Annotated in this window: 20 protein-coding genes; 13 read left to right on the forward strand and 7 right to left on the reverse strand. The window is 58.1% G+C overall.

Translation table 11 applies throughout. From position 1 onward, the window contains the following. Window positions 1–48: 48 nt before the first annotated feature. The 4 genes from fmt (at window position 49) to BMS17_RS11760 (ending at window position 4,179) form a co-directional block, all read left to right on the forward strand. The gene (gene fmt, locus BMS17_RS11740; protein WP_046030996.1) at window positions 49–1,017 is read left to right on the forward strand and encodes a methionyl-tRNA formyltransferase; all 969 of its coding nucleotides are present in this window, start codon (window positions 49–51) and stop codon (window positions 1,015–1,017) included. Further along, window positions 1,014–2,321 (forward strand): 16S rRNA (cytosine(967)-C(5))-methyltransferase RsmB, encoded by a 1,308-nt coding sequence (gene rsmB, locus BMS17_RS11745; RefSeq protein WP_077430975.1) that lies wholly within the window; start codon window positions 1,014–1,016, stop codon window positions 2,319–2,321. The genes fmt and rsmB overlap by 4 nt, the downstream gene beginning before the upstream one ends. A gap of 25 nt (window positions 2,322–2,346) precedes the next feature. Continuing rightward, a complete protein-coding gene (trkA, locus tag BMS17_RS11750) occupies window positions 2,347–3,723 on the forward strand; it encodes a Trk system potassium transporter TrkA (protein WP_077430976.1) in 1,377 nt (458 codons plus the stop codon). 138 nt (window positions 3,724–3,861) lie between these two features. Beyond that, on the forward strand, window positions 3,862–4,179 hold the full coding sequence (locus tag BMS17_RS11760) for a tetratricopeptide repeat protein (RefSeq protein ID WP_175649023.1): 318 nt from the start codon (window positions 3,862–3,864) through the stop codon (window positions 4,177–4,179). Here BMS17_RS11760 and BMS17_RS11765 read toward each other — a convergent pair whose 3' ends face one another. From BMS17_RS11765 to BMS17_RS11775, 3 genes are all read right to left on the reverse strand, one after another. After that, window positions 4,180–4,419 (reverse strand): PilZ domain-containing protein, encoded by a 240-nt coding sequence (locus tag BMS17_RS11765; protein ID WP_046030984.1) that lies wholly within the window; start codon window positions 4,417–4,419, stop codon window positions 4,180–4,182. A gap of 72 nt (window positions 4,420–4,491) precedes the next feature. Next, complete coding sequence (locus tag BMS17_RS11770; protein ID WP_046030983.1) at window positions 4,492–5,379, reverse strand: lysophospholipid acyltransferase; 888 nt, start codon at window positions 5,377–5,379, stop codon at window positions 4,492–4,494. Window positions 5,380–5,419: 40 nt separating this feature from the next. After that, complete coding sequence (locus tag BMS17_RS11775; RefSeq protein WP_046030982.1) at window positions 5,420–5,977, reverse strand: DNA-3-methyladenine glycosylase I; 558 nt, start codon at window positions 5,975–5,977, stop codon at window positions 5,420–5,422. 81 nt (window positions 5,978–6,058) lie between these two features. Between BMS17_RS11775 and glyQ the strand changes: the two genes are divergently transcribed. The 4 genes from glyQ to BMS17_RS11795 all read left to right on the forward strand — a co-directional run bounded on the left by glyQ (window position 6,059) and on the right by BMS17_RS11795 (window position 10,465). Next, window positions 6,059–7,012: a glycine--tRNA ligase subunit alpha gene (glyQ, locus tag BMS17_RS11780; protein WP_003213601.1), complete on the forward strand. Its 954-nt coding sequence runs from the start codon at window positions 6,059–6,061 to the stop codon at window positions 7,010–7,012. Beyond that, window positions 7,009–9,063 carry a glycine--tRNA ligase subunit beta gene (gene glyS, locus BMS17_RS11785; RefSeq protein ID WP_077430977.1) on the forward strand — a complete coding sequence of 685 codons (2,055 nt, stop codon included), beginning with the start codon at window positions 7,009–7,011 and terminating at the stop codon, window positions 9,061–9,063. Before glyQ ends, glyS begins: the two co-directional genes overlap by 4 nt. A gap of 4 nt (window positions 9,064–9,067) precedes the next feature. Beyond that, window positions 9,068–9,607, forward strand: coding sequence for a D-glycero-beta-D-manno-heptose 1,7-bisphosphate 7-phosphatase (gmhB, locus tag BMS17_RS11790; RefSeq protein WP_175649024.1), 540 nt, complete (start codon window positions 9,068–9,070; stop codon window positions 9,605–9,607). Window positions 9,608–9,685: 78 nt separating this feature from the next. Then, window positions 9,686–10,465: a 1-acyl-sn-glycerol-3-phosphate acyltransferase gene (locus tag BMS17_RS11795; RefSeq protein ID WP_046030975.1), complete on the forward strand. Its 780-nt coding sequence runs from the start codon at window positions 9,686–9,688 to the stop codon at window positions 10,463–10,465. A gap of 287 nt (window positions 10,466–10,752) precedes the next feature. Here BMS17_RS11795 and gyrB read toward each other — a convergent pair whose 3' ends face one another. From gyrB to dnaA, 4 genes are read right to left on the reverse strand one after another with little or no spacing between them, the layout of a single operon-like run. Beyond that, window positions 10,753–13,170, reverse strand: a complete 2,418-nt coding sequence (gyrB, locus tag BMS17_RS11800; RefSeq protein ID WP_046031112.1) for a DNA topoisomerase (ATP-hydrolyzing) subunit B — start codon at window positions 13,168–13,170, stop codon at window positions 10,753–10,755. 5 nt (window positions 13,171–13,175) lie between these two features. Continuing rightward, window positions 13,176–14,279 (reverse strand): DNA replication/repair protein RecF, encoded by a 1,104-nt coding sequence (gene recF / locus BMS17_RS11805; RefSeq protein WP_008007898.1) that lies wholly within the window; start codon window positions 14,277–14,279, stop codon window positions 13,176–13,178. Between the two features lie 20 nt (window positions 14,280–14,299). Continuing rightward, entirely contained in the window at window positions 14,300–15,403 is a 1,104-nt protein-coding gene (dnaN, locus tag BMS17_RS11810; RefSeq protein ID WP_077430978.1) for a DNA polymerase III subunit beta, read from the reverse strand. Window positions 15,404–15,442: 39 nt separating this feature from the next. After that, window positions 15,443–16,963: a chromosomal replication initiator protein DnaA gene (dnaA, locus tag BMS17_RS11815; protein ID WP_046030917.1), complete on the reverse strand. Its 1,521-nt coding sequence runs from the start codon at window positions 16,961–16,963 to the stop codon at window positions 15,443–15,445. Window positions 16,964–17,530: 567 nt separating this feature from the next. On the opposite strand from dnaA, the gene rpmH reads away from it, so the two are divergent. From rpmH to mnmE, 5 genes are all read left to right on the forward strand, one after another. Further along, window positions 17,531–17,665: a 50S ribosomal protein L34 gene (gene rpmH / locus BMS17_RS11820; RefSeq protein WP_003213577.1), complete on the forward strand. Its 135-nt coding sequence runs from the start codon at window positions 17,531–17,533 to the stop codon at window positions 17,663–17,665. 16 nt (window positions 17,666–17,681) lie between these two features. Beyond that, the gene (rnpA, locus tag BMS17_RS11825) at window positions 17,682–18,083 is read left to right on the forward strand and encodes a ribonuclease P protein component (protein ID WP_027926203.1); all 402 of its coding nucleotides are present in this window, start codon (window positions 17,682–17,684) and stop codon (window positions 18,081–18,083) included. After that, window positions 18,076–18,321 carry a membrane protein insertion efficiency factor YidD gene (gene yidD / locus BMS17_RS11830; RefSeq protein WP_077430980.1) on the forward strand — a complete coding sequence of 82 codons (246 nt, stop codon included), beginning with the start codon at window positions 18,076–18,078 and terminating at the stop codon, window positions 18,319–18,321. Before rnpA ends, yidD begins: the two co-directional genes overlap by 8 nt. 2 nt (window positions 18,322–18,323) lie before the next feature. Beyond that, window positions 18,324–20,009, forward strand: coding sequence for a membrane protein insertase YidC (gene yidC / locus BMS17_RS11835; RefSeq protein WP_046030916.1), 1,686 nt, complete (start codon window positions 18,324–18,326; stop codon window positions 20,007–20,009). 79 nt (window positions 20,010–20,088) lie between these two features. Beyond that, window positions 20,089–21,459: a tRNA uridine-5-carboxymethylaminomethyl(34) synthesis GTPase MnmE gene (gene mnmE, locus BMS17_RS11840; RefSeq protein ID WP_077430981.1), complete on the forward strand. Its 1,371-nt coding sequence runs from the start codon at window positions 20,089–20,091 to the stop codon at window positions 21,457–21,459. Window positions 21,460–21,488: the final 29 nt, after the last annotated feature.

Below are 21,488 nucleotides of genomic sequence, written 5' to 3' on the forward strand. Positions count from 1 at the left end.
TTCAAAGGCTTGCTGCGGCAAGCCTTTTTCTTTTGCGAGACCTTCTATATGACTGAGCCACTGCGCATCGTCTTTGCCGGCACCCCGGAATTCGCCGCCGAACACCTCAAGGCCCTGCTCGACAGCCCTTACGAGATCGTCGCGGTTTACACCCAGCCGGACCGTCCGGCGGGCCGTGGGCAAAAGCTGATGCCTAGCCCGGTCAAACAGTTGGCTCAGGAAAACAACATCCCGGTGTTGCAACCGCCAACCCTGCGCAACGAAGAGGCTCAGGCTGAACTGGCCGCGCTCAAGCCGGACTTGCTGGTGGTGGTCGCCTACGGCCTGATCCTGCCGCAAGTGGTGCTGGATATTCCGCGCCTGGGTTGCATCAACAGCCACGCCTCGCTGCTGCCACGCTGGCGCGGGGCGGCGCCGATCCAGCGCGCCGTCGAAGCAGGCGATGCTGAAAGTGGCGTGACCGTGATGCGCATGGAACTGGGCCTGGACACTGGCCCGATGCTGCTGAAAGTCACCACGCCGATCACCGCTGAAGACACCGGCGGCAGCCTCCACGACCGTCTGGCAGAGATGGGCCCACCGGCAGTGATTCAGGCGATTGCCGGTCTGGCTGCCGGCACGCTTGAAGGCGAAGTGCAGAACGACGAACTCGCCACCTACGCGCACAAATTGAACAAAAGTGAAGCTCGTATCGACTGGAGTCGGCCAGCTGTAGAGCTGGAACGCATGATACGAGCCTTCAACCCTTGGCCTGTTGCGCATTGTCAGCTTAATGGTGAAACGTTGAAGGTCTACGAGGCAGAGGTCATTCCTGAGCTGGAACATCCCTGTGAACCGGGTCGACTTTTGGGCATGGGTGCATTCGGTGCAGTGGTTTCCTGTGGTCAAGGAGCATTGAAATTGCGCTTTCTGCAACTGCCGGGGGGTAAACCGATGAAGTTCTCCGACATGTATAACAGTCGTAAGGACAAATTCATTGAAGGCACATCGCTCATCGATCCGGCGGACGCTCAATGAACCCGCGCCTGGCCGCCGCCAAGGCACTTGCCGCTGTTCTTAACGGAAAAGCCTCACTCAACAGTTCTCTGCCCACGCAAATGGACAAGGTGGAAGACCGCGACCGCGGTTTCACCCAGGACCTGGCGTTCGGCACCGCGCGCTGGCAGCCGCGTTTGTCGGCGCTGGCGGCCAAGTTGCTGCAAAAACCCTTCAAGGCTGCGGATGCCGACGTCGAGGCGCTGTTGCTGGTCGGCCTCTATCAACTGCTCTACACCCGCGTTCCGGCCCACGCCGCCATCGGTGAAACGGTCGGTTGCGCTGACAAACTGAAAAAGCCTTGGGCCAAAGCCTTGCTCAACGCTGTGCTGCGCCGCGCCCAGCGGGAAAGCGAAGCGTTGCTGGCCGAGCTGGAGCACGACCCGGTGGTGCGCACCGCCCACCCGCGCTGGCTGCAAAAGTCTCTGAAAGCGTTCTGGCCGCAGCAATGGGAAGCCATTTGCGCGGCGAACAATGCGCATCCACCGATGATTCTGCGGGTCAACCGTCGTCATCACACTCGCGATACTTACCTTGGGTTGCTGACCGAGGCCGGGATCGCCGCGACGCCGTGCGTGTACAGTCAGGACGGCATCATCCTGGAGTCCGCCGCCGATGTGCGCAACCTGCCGGGGTTCGCCGAAGGCTGGATCAGCGTGCAGGATGAAGCGGCGCAACTGGCTGCCGACCTGCTCGATCTGGCGCCGGGCCAACGGGTACTGGACGCTTGCTGCGCACCGGGCGGCAAGACCTGCCACATCCTTGAAGCCGAACCGAAGCTGGCGGGCGTGGTAGCGGTGGACCTTGAAGCCAAGCGTCTGGTGCGGGTGCGGGAAAACCTCGAACGCCTGAAACTCAGCGCCGAGCTGATCGCCGCCGATGGCCGTGACACCGCCACCTGGTGGGATGGCAAACCGTTTCAACGCATCCTGCTGGACGCGCCATGCTCGGCGACGGGGGTCATCCGTCGTCATCCGGACATCAAGTTGACCCGCCAACCCGACGACATTGCCGCGCTGGCGGTGCTGCAAGGTGAACTGCTCGACGCCCTGTGGATAACTCTGGAAGTGGGTGGCATTCTGCTGTACGCCACCTGTTCCACACTGCCGACCGAAAACACCGAAGTCATCGAAGCCTTCCTCGCCCGCACGCCGGGCGCTCGTGAACTGGACCTCGCCACGACGGCCGGGATCAAACAACCGCATGGTCGCCAATTGCTGGCCCAGGAAGGCGGGCACGACGGGTTCTACTACGCCAAGCTGATCAAGATTGCCGCCGCGCGGTGATAAACGGATTTAATGGAGTGACTGGATGAAAATCATCATCCTCGGTGCAGGGCAGGTTGGCGGTTCGCTGGCAGAACATTTGGCGAGCGAAGCCAATGACATCACGGTGGTCGACACCGACGGCGAACGCTTGCGCGACCTCGGTGATCGCCTGGACATCCGCACGGTGCACGGCCGCGGCTCGCTGCCGACGGTACTGCGCCAGGCCGGCGCAGACGATGCCGACATGCTGGTGGCCGTGACCAACAGCGATGAAACCAACATGGTTGCCTGTCAGGTCGCACACACGCTGTTTCATACGCCGACCAAGATCGCTCGCGTACGCGAAGCCTCCTACCTTACGCGCGCCGACGAGTTGTTCGACAACGACGCGATCCCGGTGGATGTGCTGATCAGTCCCGAACAAGTGGTGACCAACTACATCAAGCGCCTGATCCAGCATCCAGGCGCCTTGCAGGTGATCGACTTCGCCGAAGGCAAAGCACAATTGGTGGCCGTGAAGGCGTATTACGGCGGGCCGCTGGTGGGTCAGCAACTGCGGCAATTGCGCGAACACATGCCGAATGTCGAAACCCGTGTCGCTGCGATTTTCCGCCGTGACCGGCCGATCCTGCCGCAGGGCGACACAGTCATCGAGGCGGACGACGAAGTGTTTTTCATCGCGGCCAAGGCGAATATTCGCGCCGTGATGAGCGAAATGCGCCGGTTGGATGAAACCTACAAACGCATCGTGATTGCCGGGGGCGGGCAGATCGGCGAGCGCCTGGCCGAGGCCATCGAAAGCCGTTATCAGGTGAAAATCATCGAGATGAACCCGGCACGCTGCCGTCATCTCTCGGACACCCTCGACAGCACCGTGGTGTTGCAGGGCAGTGCCTCCGACCGCGACTTGTTGATGGAAGAGAACATCGCCGACGCCGATATCTTCCTGGCCCTGACCAACGATGACGAAGCCAACATCATGTCCTCGTTGCTGGCCAAGCGCCTGGGCGCGAAGAAGGTGATGACCATCATCAACAACCCGGCGTATGTGGACCTGATTCAGGGCGGTGACATCGACATCGCCATCAGCCCGCAATTGGCGACCATCGGCACGTTGCTGGCCCACGTGCGCCGCGGCGATATCGTCAGCGTGCACTCATTGCGCCGGGGCGCGGCAGAGGCGATTGAAGCGATTGCCCACGGTGATGCGAAATCGAGCAAGGTGATCGGCAAGGCCATCGAGAACATCGGTTTGCCGCCGGGCACCACCATCGGCGCGATTATTCGTGATGAAGAAGTGATCATCGCGCATGACAACACCGTGATTGAAACGGGCGACCATGTGATTTTGTTCCTTGTGGATAAAAAGCATATTCGCGATGTGGAGAAGCTGTTCCATGTGGGGCTGAGTTTCTTCTGAGGTTTTAACTGATCGTTCCCACGCTCTGCGTGGGAATGCAGCCCGGAACGCTTCGCGTCCCTGCCGAAGCGGACGCCGAGCATCCATTGAGGCATTCCCACGCGGAACGTGGGAACGATCACTGACTGAGGGGTAGTGCTGATGATCGAATCCCTGGAAAAAATGCTCGCCAAGGGTGTGGATAACTCATTGCTGCGCTTTGGCCTGGGCAAGGGTTATCTGGATCTTGGGGAAAACGCCAAGGCTGCCGAGCATTTCCAGCGCTGTGTCGAGTTCGATCCGAAGTATTCGGCGGCCTGGAAACTATTGGGCAAGGCCTGGCTGGCGCAGGAGGATTTCGCGGCGGCCCGGCAGGCGTGGGAACAAGGTCTGGATGCCGCTCGCGCCCATGGCGACAAGCAGGCAGAGAAGGAGATGACGGTGTTTCTGAAGAAGCTTGAGCGCAAGGCTCACTGATCAGAGATAACGCAGGCCGATCCCATCGGCATCCACCTGAATCACTTCCATGCGCACACGCGGCGCGCCTGTGGGTAAGTCCTGCACCTGCCCATAGACCACCGCGCCCTTAGGTAGCGACGACAGCCCCGGGTGCTTGACGTAGACACCCGTGGTCGAAAGGTTGCGTGTCTGGCCCAGGCATTCACCGAAGCTTTCATGACTGATTTTGATGCGAAACGATTTGCGGTGTTCGGACATCTGCTGCGCCCTTTAATGAACAGTTGTGGATAACCCAGGCTCGGGAATTATCCACAGATCATGCCAATCAACTCAATACCAGCGTTCTTCACCCGGTGGACGCTTCTTGAAGCGCTTCATACTCCACATGTACTGGCTCGGGTACGCCCCGACATAACGCTCGACCACTTTACTCATGGCCGCACAGGACTCCGCTGTGTCGGTGCTGTACATGGCCTCTGGCGCGGCTTCCAGGATCACTTTGTAGCCCGAACCGTCCGGCAACCGCAGGGCATGCAGGAACACGCCGACCGCTTTGCCGCCGGCGAGCATGTTCGGAACGAACTTGCTGGTCAGCGCCTGGGTCGCGAAGAAGGGCACGAAAATTCCGGCGGATTCGGCCGGTTCCGGGTCAGCGGGAATGCCCACTGCACCACCTTTGCGCACTTCTTTGATGACGCTGAGGATGCCTTCCTTGGTGGAAGCGGCCACTTTGTTGCCAAGCTGTACCCGTTGCTTTTGCAGCAATTCATCCACAGCCTTCAACTTCGGTGGACGATAAAAAATGATCGGTTTGCACTGGCTGCAATAGAAGTGATTGAGCACTTCCCAGTTGCCCAGGTGGCTGGTGATGCCGACCACGCCTTTGCCGGAGGCGAGGGCGTCCTTCAATATGTCGAGGCCTTCGACTTCGCGCACCAGGTCAATGGAGCGCTGGGCCGGCCAGATCCACGCGCAGGCGCTTTCGGTCAGGGACTTGCCGATGTCCTTCAAGCTCTGGCCCACCAGGCGCTCACGCTCGGCCGGGTCCATCTGTGGAAAACATTTGGCGAGGTTGATCCGCACCACGTCGCGGGATCTGTTCGGGGTTTTCCACATGACCCAGCCAATCGCCGAGCCCACGGCCTGTACGGCCCGCCACGGAAGCAGGGCAAACAGCCGCAGAGCGCCTACCAGCAAGGCGCCTTTCAACTTATCCACAGGTCACTCCTGAATTTGTGCTGTGCGCGAGGCGGCTATTCTAACCGCCGTTCGCTAAAGTCGCGTAGCGATCGCAATCGCGGGTGTGGTCCATGACCATGCCCGACGCCTGCATCAGCGCGTAGCAAATCGTCGGGCCGACGAACGTGAAGCCGGCCTTTTTCAGGCCTTTGCTCATTTCCACGGCGGTCGGCGTGACGGCCGGAACTTCGCTGCGATCCTTGAAATGATTGATCACCGGCGTACCGCCGACGAACGACCAGAGAAACGCCACCGGGTCCTCCAGCGCCAGCCAGGCCTGCGCATTACGCCGGGCCGCGTTGAGCTTGAGGCGGTTGCGGATGATGCCCGGGTCGAGCATCAATTCATCGATTTCCGCGTCGCTCATTTGCGCCACGCGCTGTACATCAAACCCAAACATCACCTGGCGATAATGCTCGCGTTTGCGCAACACAGTGATCCAGGAAAGACCGGCCTGGAACCCTTCGAGCAAAAGCAACTCGAACAATCCCTGCGCATCGCGTAGCGGCGTGCCCCACTCCTGATCGTGATAAGCCATGTACAGCGGATCTTCGGAACACCAAAAGCAGCGTGGCATAAGGCTCCAGGGGGCGTGCGCAGCAACGAATCGGGTATACTCCCGCTCTTTAAATCGCAGCCCAAGAAACAGGTGAATTTCGTGAGCCAGCCTACGCCAGCCGTGCGTACCTTCCAAGACTTGATCCTCGCCCTCCAGCAATACTGGGCCGAGCAAGGTTGTGTGGTACTTCAGCCCTACGATATGGAAGTAGGCGCCGGCACTTTCCACACCGCGACCTTCCTGCGCGCCATTGGCCCGGAAACCTGGAACGCCGCCTACGTGCAACCAAGTCGCCGTCCGACTGACGGCCGCTACGGTGAAAACCCGAACCGTCTGCAGCACTACTACCAGTTCCAGGTTGTGCTGAAGCCGAACCCGGACAACTTCCAGGAACTGTACCTGGGCTCCCTCAAGCATGTCGGCCTGGACCCGCTGGTCCACGACATTCGCTTCGTCGAAGACAACTGGGAATCGCCAACCCTCGGCGCCTGGGGTCTGGGCTGGGAAGTCTGGCTCAACGGCATGGAAGTGACCCAGTTCACTTACTTCCAGCAAGCGGGCGGCATCGAATGCTACCCGGTGACCGGCGAGATCACGTACGGTCTGGAGCGTCTGGCCATGTACCTGCAAGGCGTGGACTCGGTCTACGACCTGGTCTGGGCTGACGGTCCGTTCGGCAAAGTGACCTACGGCGACGTGTTCCACCAGAACGAAGTGGAGCAGTCCACTTACAACTTCGAACACGCCAACGTCGAGAAACTGTTCGAACTGTTCGATTTCTACGAAAGCGAAGCCAAGCGCCTGATCGAACTCGACCAGCCGCTGCCGTTGCCGAGCTACGAAATGGTGTTGAAGGCCTCCCATACCTTCAACCTGCTGGATGCACGCCGGGCGATCTCGGTGACCGCGCGTCAGCAATACATTCTGCGAGTACGCACCCTGGCGCGTTCCGTTGCGCAAGCCTACCTGCTGGCTCGCGCCAAGCTGGGCTTCCCGATGGCGACCCCGGACCTGCGTGACGAAGTACTGGCCAAGCTGGAGGCTGCACAATGAGTGCTCTGGATTTTCTGGTTGAACTGGGCACTGAAGAACTGCCACCCAAAGCCCTGAACACCCTGGCCGAGGCGTTCCTCGCCGGTATCGACAAGGGCCTGCAAGCCGCCGGTCTGAACTACGAGACCAAAACCGTCTACGCCGCGCCGCGTCGCCTGGCCGTGCTGATCACGTCGCTGGCCACCCAGCAACCGGATCGCAGCATCAACCTCGATGGCCCGCCACGTCAGGCGGCGTTCGATGCCGAAGGCAACCCGACCCAGGCAGCCCTGGGTTTTGCCAAGAAGTGCGGCGTCGAGTTGAGCGAAATCGATCAGAGCGGCCCGAAACTGCGTTACAGCCAAAGCATCGCCGGCAAGCCGACCGCGAGCCTGCTGCCGACCATCGTCGAAGATTCGTTGAACGACCTGCCGATCCCGAAACGCATGCGTTGGGGCGCTCGCAAGGAAGAATTCGTTCGTCCGACCCAATGGCTGGTGATGCTGCTCGGTGACGAAGTCATCGATTGCACCATCCTCGCCCAGAAGGCTGGCCGCGATTCCCGTGGCCACCGCTTCCATCACCCGGAAAATGTACGCATCACCTCGCCGGCCAATTACCTGGCCGACTTGCGTGCCGCTTACGTCCTGGCCGATGCCAACGAACGTCGCGAGATCATCAGCAAGCGCACCGAAGAACTGGCCACCCGTCAGGAAGGCACGGCGATTGTTCCGCCGGCGCTGCTCGACGAAGTGACCGCGCTGGTCGAATGGCCGGTGCCGCTGGTGTGCTCGTTCGAGGAACGTTTCCTCGACGTGCCGCAAGAAGCGCTGATCACCACCATGCAGGACAACCAGAAGTATTTCTGCCTGCTGGATGCCGACGGCAAGTTGCTGCCACGTTTCATTACCGTGGCCAACATCGAAAGCAAAGACCCGCAGCAGATCATCGCCGGTAACGAGAAAGTGGTTCGCCCACGACTGACCGACGCCGAGTTCTTCTTCAAGCAAGACAAGAAGCAAAAACTCGAAGACTTCAACCTGCGCCTGCAGAACGTGGTGTTCCAGGAAAAACTCGGCAGCGTCTATGACAAGGCCGAGCGTGTTTCCAGACTCGCTGCGTTCATCGCCCAGCGTATTGGCGGCAATGCAGCCTGGGCGTCCCGCGCCGGCCTGCTGTCCAAGTGCGACCTGTCGACCGAGATGGTCGGTGAGTTCCCGGAGATGCAAGGTGTTGCCGGTTACTACTACGCCCTCAACGACGGCGAGCCGGAAGAAGTCGCCCTGGCACTGAACGAGCAGTACATGCCGCGCGGTGCTGGCGCTGAACTGCCGTCCACCCTGACCGGTGCGGCCGTGGCCATCGCGGACAAGCTCGACACGCTGGTGGGTATCTTCGGTATCGGCATGTTGCCAACCGGCAGCAAAGACCCGTATGCCCTGCGCCGTGCAGCGCTGGGTGTGTTGCGCATCCTGATCGACAAGAAGCTGGATCTGGACCTGACCGACGCCGTGGCCTTTGCCGTCGATGCGTTCGGTGCCAAGGTCAAGGCTACTGGCCTGAATGACGCGGTGCTGGAATTCATCTTCGACCGCCTGCGTGCCCGTTACGAAGACGAAGGCGTCGACGTCGCGACTTACCTGTCGGTTCGTGCCCTGAAGCCGGGCTCGGCGCTGGATTTCGACCAGCGTGTGCAAGCGGTAGAAGCCTTCCGCAAACTGCCGGAAGCCGCTGCCCTGGCCGCGGTGAACAAGCGTGTGTCGAACTTGCTGAGCAAGGTAGAAGGCTCTGTGCCGACCGTAGTTGAAGCGAAATACTTCGATAACGCCAACGAGTTCTCCCTGTACTCGGCGATCCAGCAGGCGGACCAGGCTGTTCAGCCGATGGCCGCGGCCCGTCAGTACAGCGAATCGCTGGCACGCCTGGCCGCATTGCGCGAGCCGGTGGATGCCTTCTTCGAAGCCGTGATGGTCAACGCGGAAGATGCCAAGGTGCGCGCCAACCGTTATGCGTTGCTGGCACGTCTGCGCGGTCTGTTCCTGGGCGTCGCTGATATCTCGCTGCTGAGCTAAGGGGCTGCTGTTGAAACTGCTGATTCTCGATCGCGACGGGGTGATCAATTACGACTCCGACGCTTACATCAAGTCGGTGGAGGAGTGGATTCCACTTCCCGGTTCGATCGAAGCCATCGCGCAGTTGAGCAAGGCCGGCTGGACGGTAGCCGTGGCTACCAACCAGTCGGGCATCGCTCGCGGCTATTACGACATTGCCACCCTGGACGCCATGCACGAGCGCTTGCGCTCATTGGTGGCGGAGCAGGGCGGTGAAGTCGGGCTGATCGTCTACTGCCCGCACGGGCCGGACGAAGGCTGCGATTGCCGCAAGCCGAAACCCGGGATGTTGAAAACCATCGCCGGGCATTACAACGTGTCGCTGACCAATCTCTGGTTCGTCGGCGACAGCCTTGGTGACCTGGAAGCCGCCAAAGCCGTCGATTCACAACCAGTTTTGGTAAAGACCGGGAAAGGCGAAAAGACTCTGGGCAAGTCCCTACCGGTGGGCACCTTGATTTTTGACGATCTGGCGGCGATTGCCGCAGAACTTATCCACAATTAAAGTGCTTCGATTGTTCCGATTAAGGACTGATCGGGAGTGCGCTTATAGACGGGCAGAGCCCGCACGGTAAACGTCACCATGTCGATACTGCAGGCCATCAGAACGTTCCTCTTTTATCTGTTGCTGGGCACCAGCTCTTTGCTTTGGTGCAGCCTGAGCTTTTTCATCGCGCCTTTTCTGCCGTTCAAGGCGCGATATCGCTTCATTAATGTGTACTGGTGCCGCTGCGCCTTGTGGCTGAGCAAAGTGTTCCTGGGCATCAGCTACGAGGTGAAGGGCGCCAAGAACGTGCCTGACCAACCCTGCGTGATCCAATCGAACCACCAGAGCACGTGGGAGACGTTCTTTCTCTCCGCTTACTTCGAGCCGTTGAGCCAGGTGCTCAAGCGTTCATTGCTGTATGTACCGTTCTTCGGCTGGGCCATGGCCATGCTGCGACCGATTGCTATCGACCGCGACAATCCAAAAGCCGCGCTCAAGCATGTGGCGAAGAAGGGCGACGAATTGCTCAAGGATGGCGTCTGGGTCCTGATCTTTCCGGAAGGGACACGGGTTCCGTTTGGCACCATCGGGAAATTTTCTCGCGGTGGTACCGCCTTGGCCGTCAACGCTGAGCTTCCCGTGTTGCCGATTGCGCACAATGCCGGCAAGTTCTGGCCAAAAACCGGTTGGGCGAAGAAGCAGGGTGTCATCACGGTGATCATAGGGGAACCGATGTACGCAGAGGGTAGCGGGCCTCGCGCCATTGCCGATCTGAACGACCGGGTGCAAGCCTGGAACGAGCAGATGCAGCGGGAAATGGGTTCACTTCCGGCAACCCCGGCGGCGCCGACTGCCAGTGATCAAGTGACTGTCTGAGATTCTGTGGATAACCTGTGTACCGTTTTGTCGAAAAGCAGCCTTATTATTTTATAAGCTTATGATTTATATACATATTTCTTAAACACATAAAACGCAGAAAATGGTGCATAAGTTTTTTTCGGGCGCAAAAAAACCGGCTGATATAGCCGGTTTTTTTATGCCTCGGATTTGCGGTTTTCCACTCTATGAACTATGGGAGTGGACGACCTGAATCGAGGTGTTTTTAGTCCATAAAAAAGGCCAACGCTAAGCGTTGGCCTTTTTGGTTTGGCAGGTTCGCTGGATCAGAAATCCAGGTTGGAAACCGCCAGGGCGTTGCTTTCGATGAAGTCACGGCGAGGTTCGACCGCATCACCCATCAGGGTGTTGAAGATCTGGTCTGCGCCAATGGCGTCTTCGATGGTCACTTTGAGCATCCGGCGCTGGCTTGGGTCCATGGTGGTTTCCCACAGCTGATCCGGGTTCATTTCGCCCAGACCTTTGTATCGCTGGATGGTGTGACGCTTGGTGCTTTCAGCCATCAGCCATTCAAGGGCTTCCTTGAACTCGGTCACCGGCTTCTTACGCTCGCCACGCTGGATGTACGCACCGTCGTCCAACAGGGTGCTCAGTTGCGCGCCCAGGGAAACGACAGTCCTGTAATCGTTGCTGCCGAAGAAGTCGCGGTTGAAGGTGACGTAGTTCGACAGGCCGTGGGAGATCAGTTCGACCTCTGGCAGCCAGACGTTACGTTCGCGGTCTTCACGCAGGCTGGCTTTGTAAACCAGGCCGGACTTCTCGACGGTACGCAGGCGAACTTCGTACTGAGCCAGCCAATCCTGCATCGCTGCGTGATCGGACAGTTGCTCCATGCTCACCGCGGGCAGGTAGATGAAGTGCTCGGTCAGCTCCTGTGGGTACAGGCGCGACAGACGCTTGAGGGTCTTCATCACCAGACGGAAGTCATTCACCAGACGCTCAAGCGCCTCGCCGGAGATACCTGGGGCTTCTTCGTTCAGGTGCAGGCTCGCATCTTCAAGGGCCGACTGCGTCATGTACTCTTCCATGGCGTCGTCGTCTTTGATGTATTGCTCTTGCTTGCCTTTCTTGACCTTGTACAGCGGTGGCTGAGCGATGTAGATGTAGCCGCGTTCGATCAGCTCTGGCAACTGACGGAAGAAGAAGGTCAGCAGCAGGGTACGGATGTGCGAACCGTCGACGTCAGCATCGGTCATGATGATGATGTTGTGGTAGCGCAGCTTGTCGATGTTGTACTCGTCGCGGCCGATGCCGCAGCCCAGTGCAGTGATCAAGGTGCCCACTTCTTGCGAAGAGATCATCTTGTCGAAGCGCGCCTTCTCGACGTTCAGGATCTTGCCCTTGAGCGGCAGGATGGCCTGGGTGCGACGGTTACGCCCCTGCTTGGCGGAGCCGCCAGCAGAGTCACCTTCCACGAGGTACAGTTCGGAAAGGGCAGGGTCTTTTTCCTGGCAGTCAGCCAGTTTGCCCGGCAGGCCGGCGATATCCAGCGCGCCTTTACGACGGGTCATTTCACGGGCTTTACGCGCCGCTTCACGCGCACGCGCTGCGTCGATCATCTTGCCGACGACCAGTTTGGCTTCGTTCGGGTTTTCCAGCAGGAAGTCGGAGAAGTACTTGCCCATTTCCTGTTCGACCGCGGTCTTCACTTCGGAAGAAACCAGCTTGTCTTTGGTCTGAGAGCTGAACTTCGGATCCGGTACTTTCACCGAAATGATCGCGGTCAGGCCTTCACGGGCATCGTCACCGGTAGTCGCGACTTTGTGCTTCTTCGCCAGGCCTTCAGCTTCGATGTAGGTGTTCAGGTTACGCGTCAGTGCGGAACGGAAACCCACCAGGTGAGTACCGCCATCGCGCTGTGGAATGTTGTTGGTGAAGCACAACAGGTTCTCGTTGAAGCTGTCGTTCCACTGCAGGGCGATTTCCACGCCGATGCCGTCTTCACGCTGAATGTTGAAGTGGAACACCTGGTTGACCGCAGTCTTGTTGGTGTTCAGGTATTCAACGAACGCACGCAGGCCGCCTTCGTACTTGAACAGCTCTTCCTTGCCGCTGCGCTCATCCTTGAGGACGATGCCGACACCGGAGTTGAGGAAGGACAGTTCACGAATCCGCTTGGCCAGGATGTCCCAGCTGAAGTGGATGTTCTTGAAGGTGTCTTCTGAAGGCTTGAAGTGAATCTGGGTACCGGTGGTTTCGCTTTCGCCAACGATTTTCATCGGCTCTTTCGGAACACCATGGATGTAAGTCTGTTCCCAGATTTTGCCACTGCGGCGAACGGTCAGGACCAGTTCTTTGGACAGGGCGTTCACCACCGACACACCTACACCGTGCAGACCGCCGGATACTTTGTAGGAGTTGTCATCGAACTTACCGCCGGCGTGCAGCACGGTCATGATGACCTCGGCTGCCGAAACGCCTTCTTCTTTGTGCACGTCTACCGGGATGCCACGACCGTTGTCGCGAACGGTGATGGACTCATCCGGGTGAATGATGATGCTGATGTCGTCGCAGTGGCCGGCGAGAGCTTCGTCGATCGAGTTATCGACCACTTCGAACACCATGTGGTGCAGACCGCTGCCATCGTCGGTGTCACCAATGTACATACCGGGACGTTTGCGTACGGCATCCAGGCCTTTCAGCACTTTAATGCTCGTTGAGTCGTACGTATTTTCTTCGCTCAATGCCTTCACTCCCGATGGTCGTGGGTCTGGGTGATACGGCCCTGTTCCACGTGGAACAAAGCGACTGGCGTTTCCGTCTGCCAGCCTTCCCTCAATAATTCGTGATCTACACAGGTGATAAAGACCTGGCAGCGTAAGTCTTCCAGCAAGCGGCAAAGCGCGCGTCGGTGGTGCTCGTCCAGTTCGGACGGCAAGTCATCCACCAGATAAATACACTGTCCGCGTCGGGCCTGGCTTACCAGGTGCCCTTGGGCAATCCGCAAAGCACAGACCACCAACTTCTGCTGACCCCTGGACAAGATGTCCGCGGCATTATGTGCGCCCAGTCTGAGACGCAAATCAGCGCGTTGTGGTCCGGCCTGGGTGTGACCCATTTGCTGGTCCCGTTGAAGGGACCCAGCGAGTACGGCACTCAGTTCGCGGTCTTTGTCCCAGCCTCGGTAATAGCTGAGGGTCAAGCCTTCAAGCTCGACCAATTCGCTCAAGGTCTGTTCAAAGACTGGTTTCAAGGCTTTGATATAGGCGCGGCGGTATTCATCGATTTCAGCGCTGGCCTGGCACAGTTCCCTGTCCCAAACCGCTTGCGAAACGGCGTCAAGTGTACCATGTCGCAGCCAAGAGTTTCTCTGGCGCAGAGCCTTCTGCAAGCGCTGCCAGGTGGACATGAATCGCGGTTCCACATGGAACACGCCCCAGTCTAGAAACTGTCGGCGAATCTTCGGCGCGCCTTCAAGCAAGCGGAAACTGTCAGGGTTGATCAGCTGCAGTGGCAGGATCTCCGCCAGTTGCGCCGCGCTGCGGGCGTTCTGACCGTCGATGCGGATCTGAAATTCCCCCTGACGGTCGCGCGAGATGCCTAGCGCGCTGTGTCCACCCTCGGCCAATTCAACCTGGCCAAACACCGTGCACGCCAATTGCTCGTACTGGATGACCGGCAACAGACGGCTGCTACGGAACGAACGGGCAAGCCCCAGCAGATGAATGGCTTCCAGAACACTGGTTTTACCGCTGCCGTTGGCGCCGTAAAGAATGTTGATTCGGGGGGAGGGGGAGAAGGTCACCGGGTGCAAATTGCGCACCGCGGTGACCGAGACGCGACTTAGCGACATCTAGCTTCTGCTGAACATGATTACAGGCGCATCGGCATGACAACGTAAGCCGAGTCGTCGTTGTCGGATTCCTGCACCAGCGCACTGCTGTTGGAATCGGACAGGATCAGGCGAACTTGCTCGGTGGTCATCACGCCCAGTACGTCGAGCAGATAGCTGACGTTGAAGCCGATTTCCAGATTGCCGCCGTTGTATTCAACGCCCACTTCTTCTTCCGCTTCTTCCTGCTCCGGGTTGTTCGCCTGGATTTTCAGCTGACCGTTGGCCAGTTGCAGACGGATACCACGGTACTTCTCGTTGGACAGAATCGCGGTACGGCTGAAGGCTTCACGCAGCGCTTGACGGTCGCCCAGTACAAGTTTGTCGCCACCTTTAGGCAGAACGCGCTCGTAATCCGGGAATTTACCGTCGACCAGTTTCGAGGTGAACGTGAACTCGCCGGTGGTCGCGCGGATGTGGTGCTGGCCCAGGACGATGCTGACGATGCCGTCCGGCTCGGTCAGCAGGCGCGCCAGCTCAAGGATGCCCTTGCGCGGAACAATGACCTGATGGCGATCCGGCTGACCGATATCGGCCTTCATCGAGCACATGGCCAGACGGTGACCGTCGGTGGCCACGGCGCGGATGATGCCGGCCGACACTTCCAGCAGCATGCCGTTCAGGTAGTAACGAACGTCCTGCTGAGCCATGGCGAAGCTGGTGCGTTCGATCAGGCGACGCAGTTTGCTTTGCTCCAGGCTGCACGTCAGCGAGCCCGGGCCTTCTTCCACTGTAGGGAAATCGTTGGCGGGCAGCGTCGACAGGGTGAAGCGGCTACGGCCAGCTTTCACCACCAGCTTCTGCTCGTCGACCTTGATGTCGATCAGCGCGTCATTCGGTAAGCTCTTGCAGATGTCCATCAGCTTGCGCGCCGGCACGGTGATGGAGCCTGGGTCTGCCGGCTCTTCGAGTTGCACACGACCAACCAGCTCGACTTCCAGGTCGGTACCGGTCAGCGACAGTTGCTGGCCTTCGACAACCAGCAGCACGTTGGAGAGCACCGGCAAGGTCTGTCGGCGTTCGACGACGCCTGCGACCAGTTGCAGGGGTTTCAACAGGGCTTCGCGTTGAATGGTGAAATGCATGGTCTAGTCCCTTGCCTTAATAAGCTGCGCTGGTGTTCATCATGTGGTCAGTGTACGCAGCAGGTTCTTGTAGTCCTCGCGGATGTCCGCGTCGGATTCCTTAAGCTCGTTGATCTTGCGGCAGGCGTGCAAAACCGTCGTGTGGTCGCGGCCGCCAAACACATCGCCGATTTCCGGCAGGCTGTGGTTAGTCAACTCTTTGGACAATGCCATTGCAACCTGACGCGGACGTGCGACCGAACGTGAACGACGCTTGGACAGCAGGTCGGAGATCTTGATCTTGTAGTACTCGGCGACCGTGCGCTGAATGTTATCCACAGAGACCAGTTTGTCTTGCAGCGCCAACAGGTCTTTCAGGGATTCGCGAATCAGCTCGATGGTGATGTCGCGGCCCATGAAGTGCGAGTGGGCGATCACGCGTTTCAGCGCGCCTTCCAGCTCACGGACGTTGGAGCGAATACGCTGGGCAATGAAGAACGCCGCGTCATGTGGCAGATCGACTTTGGCCTGGTCGGCCTTTTTCATCAAGATCGCCACGCGGGTTTCCAGCTCTGGCGGCTCGACGGCAACCGTCAGGCCCCAGCCGAAGCGGGATTTGAGACGCTCTTCAAGGCCTTCGATCTCTTTCGGGTAGCGGTCACTGGTGAGAATGACCTGCTGGCCACCTTCAAGCAGGGCGTTGAAAGTGTGGAAAAATTCTTCCTGCGAACGCTCCTTGCGGGCGAAGAATTGAATGTCATCGATCAGCAACGCATCCACCGAACGGTAGAAGCGCTTGAACTCGTTGATGGCGTTCAGTTGCAGCGCCTTGACCATGTCGGCCACGAAACGCTCCGAATGCAGGTAAACGACCTTGGCATTCGGGTTCTTCTTTAATAGGTGGTTACCCACAGCGTGCATCAAGTGGGTTTTACCCAAGCCGACGCCACCATAAAGGAATAGCGGGTTGTAACCGTGCTTGGGATTGTCCGCCACCTGCCAGGCCGCGGCCCGGGCCAGTTGGTTCGACTTACCTTCGACGAAGTTTTCGAAAGTGAAGGTGCGGTTCAGGTAACTGGTGTGCTTGAGCGCGCCTTCAACCTGAACAGTACGCTGTTCGGCACGAACCGGAGCCTGTTGAGAACTGGCGCCGGCCATCGGGTCGAAACTGTCGCGGGACGGCTCTTCACTGACCTCGGCAACCTTTTGGGTAGCCCGCTTGGTCGGTGCAGCTGTCGGAGCGGGTGCCGGTGCGCTAATCGGCGCTTGAGCAGCCTGAGCCTGGGACGCTGCAGCAGCCAGCGGAGCATTGGGTGCGGCGCGCGGTGCTGAACTGCGTTTACTGCCTATTAATAAGGACAGCGCCGGCGCCATGCCGTTGCCATGCTCATCCAGCAGTTCGAGGACGCGGCCCAGGTACTTTTCGTTGACCCAGTCGAGAACAAAACGATTCGGTGCGTAGACACGCAACTCGTCGCCTTCGGCTTCGACCTGTAGTGGACGGATCCAAGTGTTGAATTGTTGGGCAGGCAGCTCTTCGCGCAAAAGCTCCACGCACTGCTGCCAAAGTTCCACTGACACGGATATCCCCTAAGTTGAAAGCCGGTGAGGCAAAAACAAGCCGCCATTGTAACGACCAGACGCCCACTTATCCACATGCAGGTTGCGCACAGGGCATGAATTATCAACGCCTTAACCGACAAAAAGCAGACCAATGGTCTGTGCATAAGCTCTGTGGATAACCGGTCCTGAGGGCATTGGACAAGTGGGGGCGAAACTCGGTGGATAACAAGCCTGTGGATAACAAGCCCTTTCACACACAGCTTATCCGACAGCGCAGCACAGGCTTACCACCGTTTTCCACCGTAGTTGTCATTCTCTGTACATCACGGATTAGAAGGCTTAAAGCTAGTTATCCACAGATGATCGCCCCCCTAGCTTTTATAAGCTTTACAGAAAAGCTTTAAATAATTCCCTTCTTTATTCTTATATCTGGCGAATGACCATCGATGAACAAAACGCCTGGAGATCTATTTATAAGGAAACGCTGGTTGGAAATTGACCTAGAGGCTTGCTTTCTCTAGAATCCCCGGTCTCTTAAAACGGGGGCCATTCCGGCCCGTTGTGGACGAACCAGGTAACACGACAATGAAACGTACTTTCCAACCAAGCACTATCAAACGCGCTCGTACCCACGGTTTCCGTGCTCGCATGGCTACCAAGAACGGCCGTGCCGTTCTGTCGCGTCGTCGCGCCAAAGGTCGTGCGCGTCTGGCAGTTTGATAAGCCGGCACTGGAGGTGAGTCAGGACTTCAGTCGGGAAAAGCGTCTGCTTACTCCCCGGCATTTCAAGGCAGTCTTTGACTCCCCTACCGGCAAGGTTCCGGGGAAAAATCTCCTGCTCCTTGCGCGCAACAACGATCTTGATCACCCCCGTCTCGGGTTGGTTATCGGGAAAAAGAGCGTAAAGCTCTCCGTTGAGCGCAATCGCCTCAAACGTCTGATGCGCGAATCGTTCCGTCTGCACCAGGATTCACTGGTCGGCTGGGACATCGTTATCGTCGCGCGCAAAGGTTTGGGTGACGTAGAAAACCCCGAATTGATTCAGCATTTCGGCAAACTCTGGAAGCGTCTGGCACGCAGCACGCCAGTACCAGCAGTCAAAACCGAAACTGTAGGGGTAGACAGTCCCGATGCGTAAACTGGCACTCGTTCCGATCCAGTTTTATCGCTATGCCATTAGTCCCCTGATGGCCAACCACTGTCGCTTCTACCCCAGTTGTTCCTGCTACGCGTTAGAGGCCATAGAAAATCATGGTCTTCTGCGCGGTGGCTGGCTGGCCTTTCGTCGTTTAGGTCGCTGTCATCCGTGGAATCCCGGTGGTTATGACCCGGTTCCACCTATCCCTACCTCCCGTTCTTCTTCGATGGCCGAGTAATCATGGATATCAAACGCACGATCCTGATCGTCGCCCTGGCAATCGTGTCCTACGTTATGGTTCTTAAATGGAACCAGGACTATGGCCAGGCTGCCCTGCCGACTCAGAATGTTGCTTCCAGTACGACCGCACCGGGCCTACCGGATACGGCTACTGGCAATAATGCTTCTGTCAGTGACGACATTCCACGCGCTGCAAGCGATACCAGTGCCACTGCACCTGCTGAAACACCAGTAGCTGCAAGCAAAGACCTCATCCAGATCAAAACGGATGTGCTCAACCTGGCTATCGATCCACAAGGTGGTGATGTTGCCCAGCTGACGCTGCCGCTGTATCCACGTCGCCAGGACCATCCGGAAATTCCGTTCCAGTTGTTCGATAACGGCAATGAGCGGACTTATCTGGCTCAAAGCGGTTTGATTGGCACTGATGGGCCGGACGCAAGTCCAGCCGGTCGTCCGGTTTATTCCTCGGAGAAGAAGGTTTATCAACTGGCTGACGGTCAGGACCAATTGGTCGTAGACCTGAAGTTCAGCAAGGATGGCGTCAACTACATCAAGCGTTTCACCCTGAAACGTGGCCTGTATGACGTAACCGTCTCCTACTTGATCGACAACGAAAGCGCCAAGCCTTGGTCGGGTGCGATGTTCGCCCAACTTAAGCGTGACGCCAGCTCCGATCCTTCTTCCAGCACTGCCACCGGCACCGCGACTTACCTGGGCGCCGCCCTGTGGACAAGTAACGAGCCGTACAAAAAAGTGTCGATGAAGGACATGGACAAGGCTCAGCTGAAAGAAACCGTCAACGGTGGTTGGGTTGCCTGGTTGCAACACTACTTTGTGACCGCGTGGATTCCGGCGAAGGGCGAAAACAATGTCGTCCAGACCCGTAAAGACAGCAAAGGCAACTACATCATCGGCTATACCGCCCCGGCAATGACTGTTGCGCCAGGTGCGAAAGCTGAAGTCAGCGCTGTTCTGTACGCCGGCCCGAAAAGCCAGGCTGTGCTGAAAGAGTTGTCCCCAGGTCTGGAACTGACCGTCGACTACGGCATTCTGTGGTTCATTGCCCAGCCTATCTTCTGGCTGCTGCAACACATCCACGCACTGGTCGGTAACTGGGGCTGGTCGATCATCTTCCTGACCATGCTGATCAAAGGGCTTTTCTTCCCTCTGTCGGCCGCCAGCTACAAATCCATGGCGCGCATGCGTGCAGTGGCACCGAAACTGGCCGCACTGAAAGAGCAACATGGCGATGACCGGCAGAAAATGTCGCAAGCCATGATGGAGCTGTACAAGAAGGAAAAAATCAATCCGCTGGGTGGTTGCTTGCCAATCCTCGTGCAGATGCCGGTTTTCCTTTCTCTGTACTGGGTTCTGCTGGAAAGCGTTGAAATGCGTCAAGCGCCTTTCATGCTGTGGATTACTGACCTGTCGATCAAGGATCCGTTCTTCATTCTGCCGATCATCATGGGTGCAACCATGTTTATCCAGCAGCAGTTGAACCCGACACCTCCGGACCCGATGCAGGCCAAGGTGATGAAGCTGATGCCAATCATCTTCACCTTCTTCTTCCTGTGGTTCCCGGCTGGTCTGGTGCTGTACTGGGTTGTGAACAACTGCCTGTCCATCGCCCAACAGTGGTACATCACTCGTAAAATCGAAGCGGCTACTAAAGCAGCTGCCTGATTTACACTGTGGATATCCACTCAAAACGCCCCCTAGTGGGGCGTTTTGCTATCTGTCACTTTTGTCTGGATACCGGTGTATGAGCGTTCCTCGTGAAACCATTGCAGCCGTTGCCACCGCCCAAGGTCGTGGTGGTGTAGGCATCGTCCGTATTTCCGGGCCGTTGGCGAGCCTTGCGGCCAAGGCCATCAGCGGTCGGGAACTGAAACCCCGGTTTGCCCATTACGGCCCGTTCCTCAGCGAAAACGAGGAGGTACTGGATGAGGGGATCGCGCTGTATTTCCCGGGACCCAACTCCTTCACCGGCGAAGACGTGCTTGAGCTGCAGGGCCATGGCGGACCGATCGTTCTGGATATGTTGCTCAAACGGTGCCTGGAACTGGGTTGCCGTCTCGCCCGTCCCGGTGAATTCAGTGAGCGCGCCTTCCTGAATGACAAACTCGACCTGGCTCAGGCTGAAGCCATTGCCGACTTGATCGAGGCGAGTTCTACACAAGCAGCGCGAAACGCCCTTCGGTCCTTGCAAGGCGCATTTTCCCAGCGTGTGCATAACCTCACCGAGCAACTGATAGGCCTGCGCATCTATGTCGAGGCCGCCATCGACTTTCCAGAGGAGGAAATCGACTTCCTTGCTGACGGTCATGTATTGGCCATGCTCGACAAAGTGCGCAATGAATTATCCACAGTGCTCCATGAAGCAGGGCAAGGCGCCTTGCTTCGAGATGGGATGACGGTGGTGATTGCCGGTCGGCCAAATGCCGGTAAATCCAGTCTGTTGAATGCTCTGGCGGGTCGAGAAGCCGCGATCGTGACCGAGATTGCCGGCACAACCCGGGACATTCTTCGTGAACATATCCACATTGATGGCATGCCGCTGCACGTGGTCGATACCGCTGGTCTGCGAGATACCGATGATCAGGTGGAAAAAATCGGCGTCGAACGCGCGTTGAAAGCCATCGGCGAAGCGGATCGTGTGTTGTTGGTGGTCGATGCTACGGCACCGGAAGCGCTTGATCCGTTCGCGCTGTGGCCCGAGTTTCTGGAAGTGCGTCCCGATCCCGCCAACGTCACGCTGATTCGTAACAAGGCGGATCTGACGGGCGAAGCCATTGCCCTGGAAGTCAGCGAAGATGGCCACGTCACCATCAGCCTGAGTGCCAAATCTGCTGGTGATGGCCTGGAATTACTGCGCGACCACCTCAAGGCCTGTATGGGTTACGAGCAAACGTCGGAAAGCAGCTTCAGTGCCCGCAGGCGTCACCTCGAGGCACTTCGTCATGCCAGCGCATCCCTTGAGCATGGCCGCGCACAATTGACCCTGGCAGGTGCTGGCGAGTTGCTGGCCGAAGATTTGCGTCAGGCACAGCACTCTCTTGGTGAAATCACCGGCGCATTCAGCTCCGATGACCTGTTGGGACGAATCTTTTCCAGCTTCTGCATCGGCAAATAGTCCTTCCGTTGTCCACAGACAGGCCATTC

Source organism: Pseudomonas sp. C9 (genome assembly GCF_002000165.1).
Taxonomy (GTDB): Bacteria; Pseudomonadota; Gammaproteobacteria; order Pseudomonadales; family Pseudomonadaceae; genus Aquipseudomonas.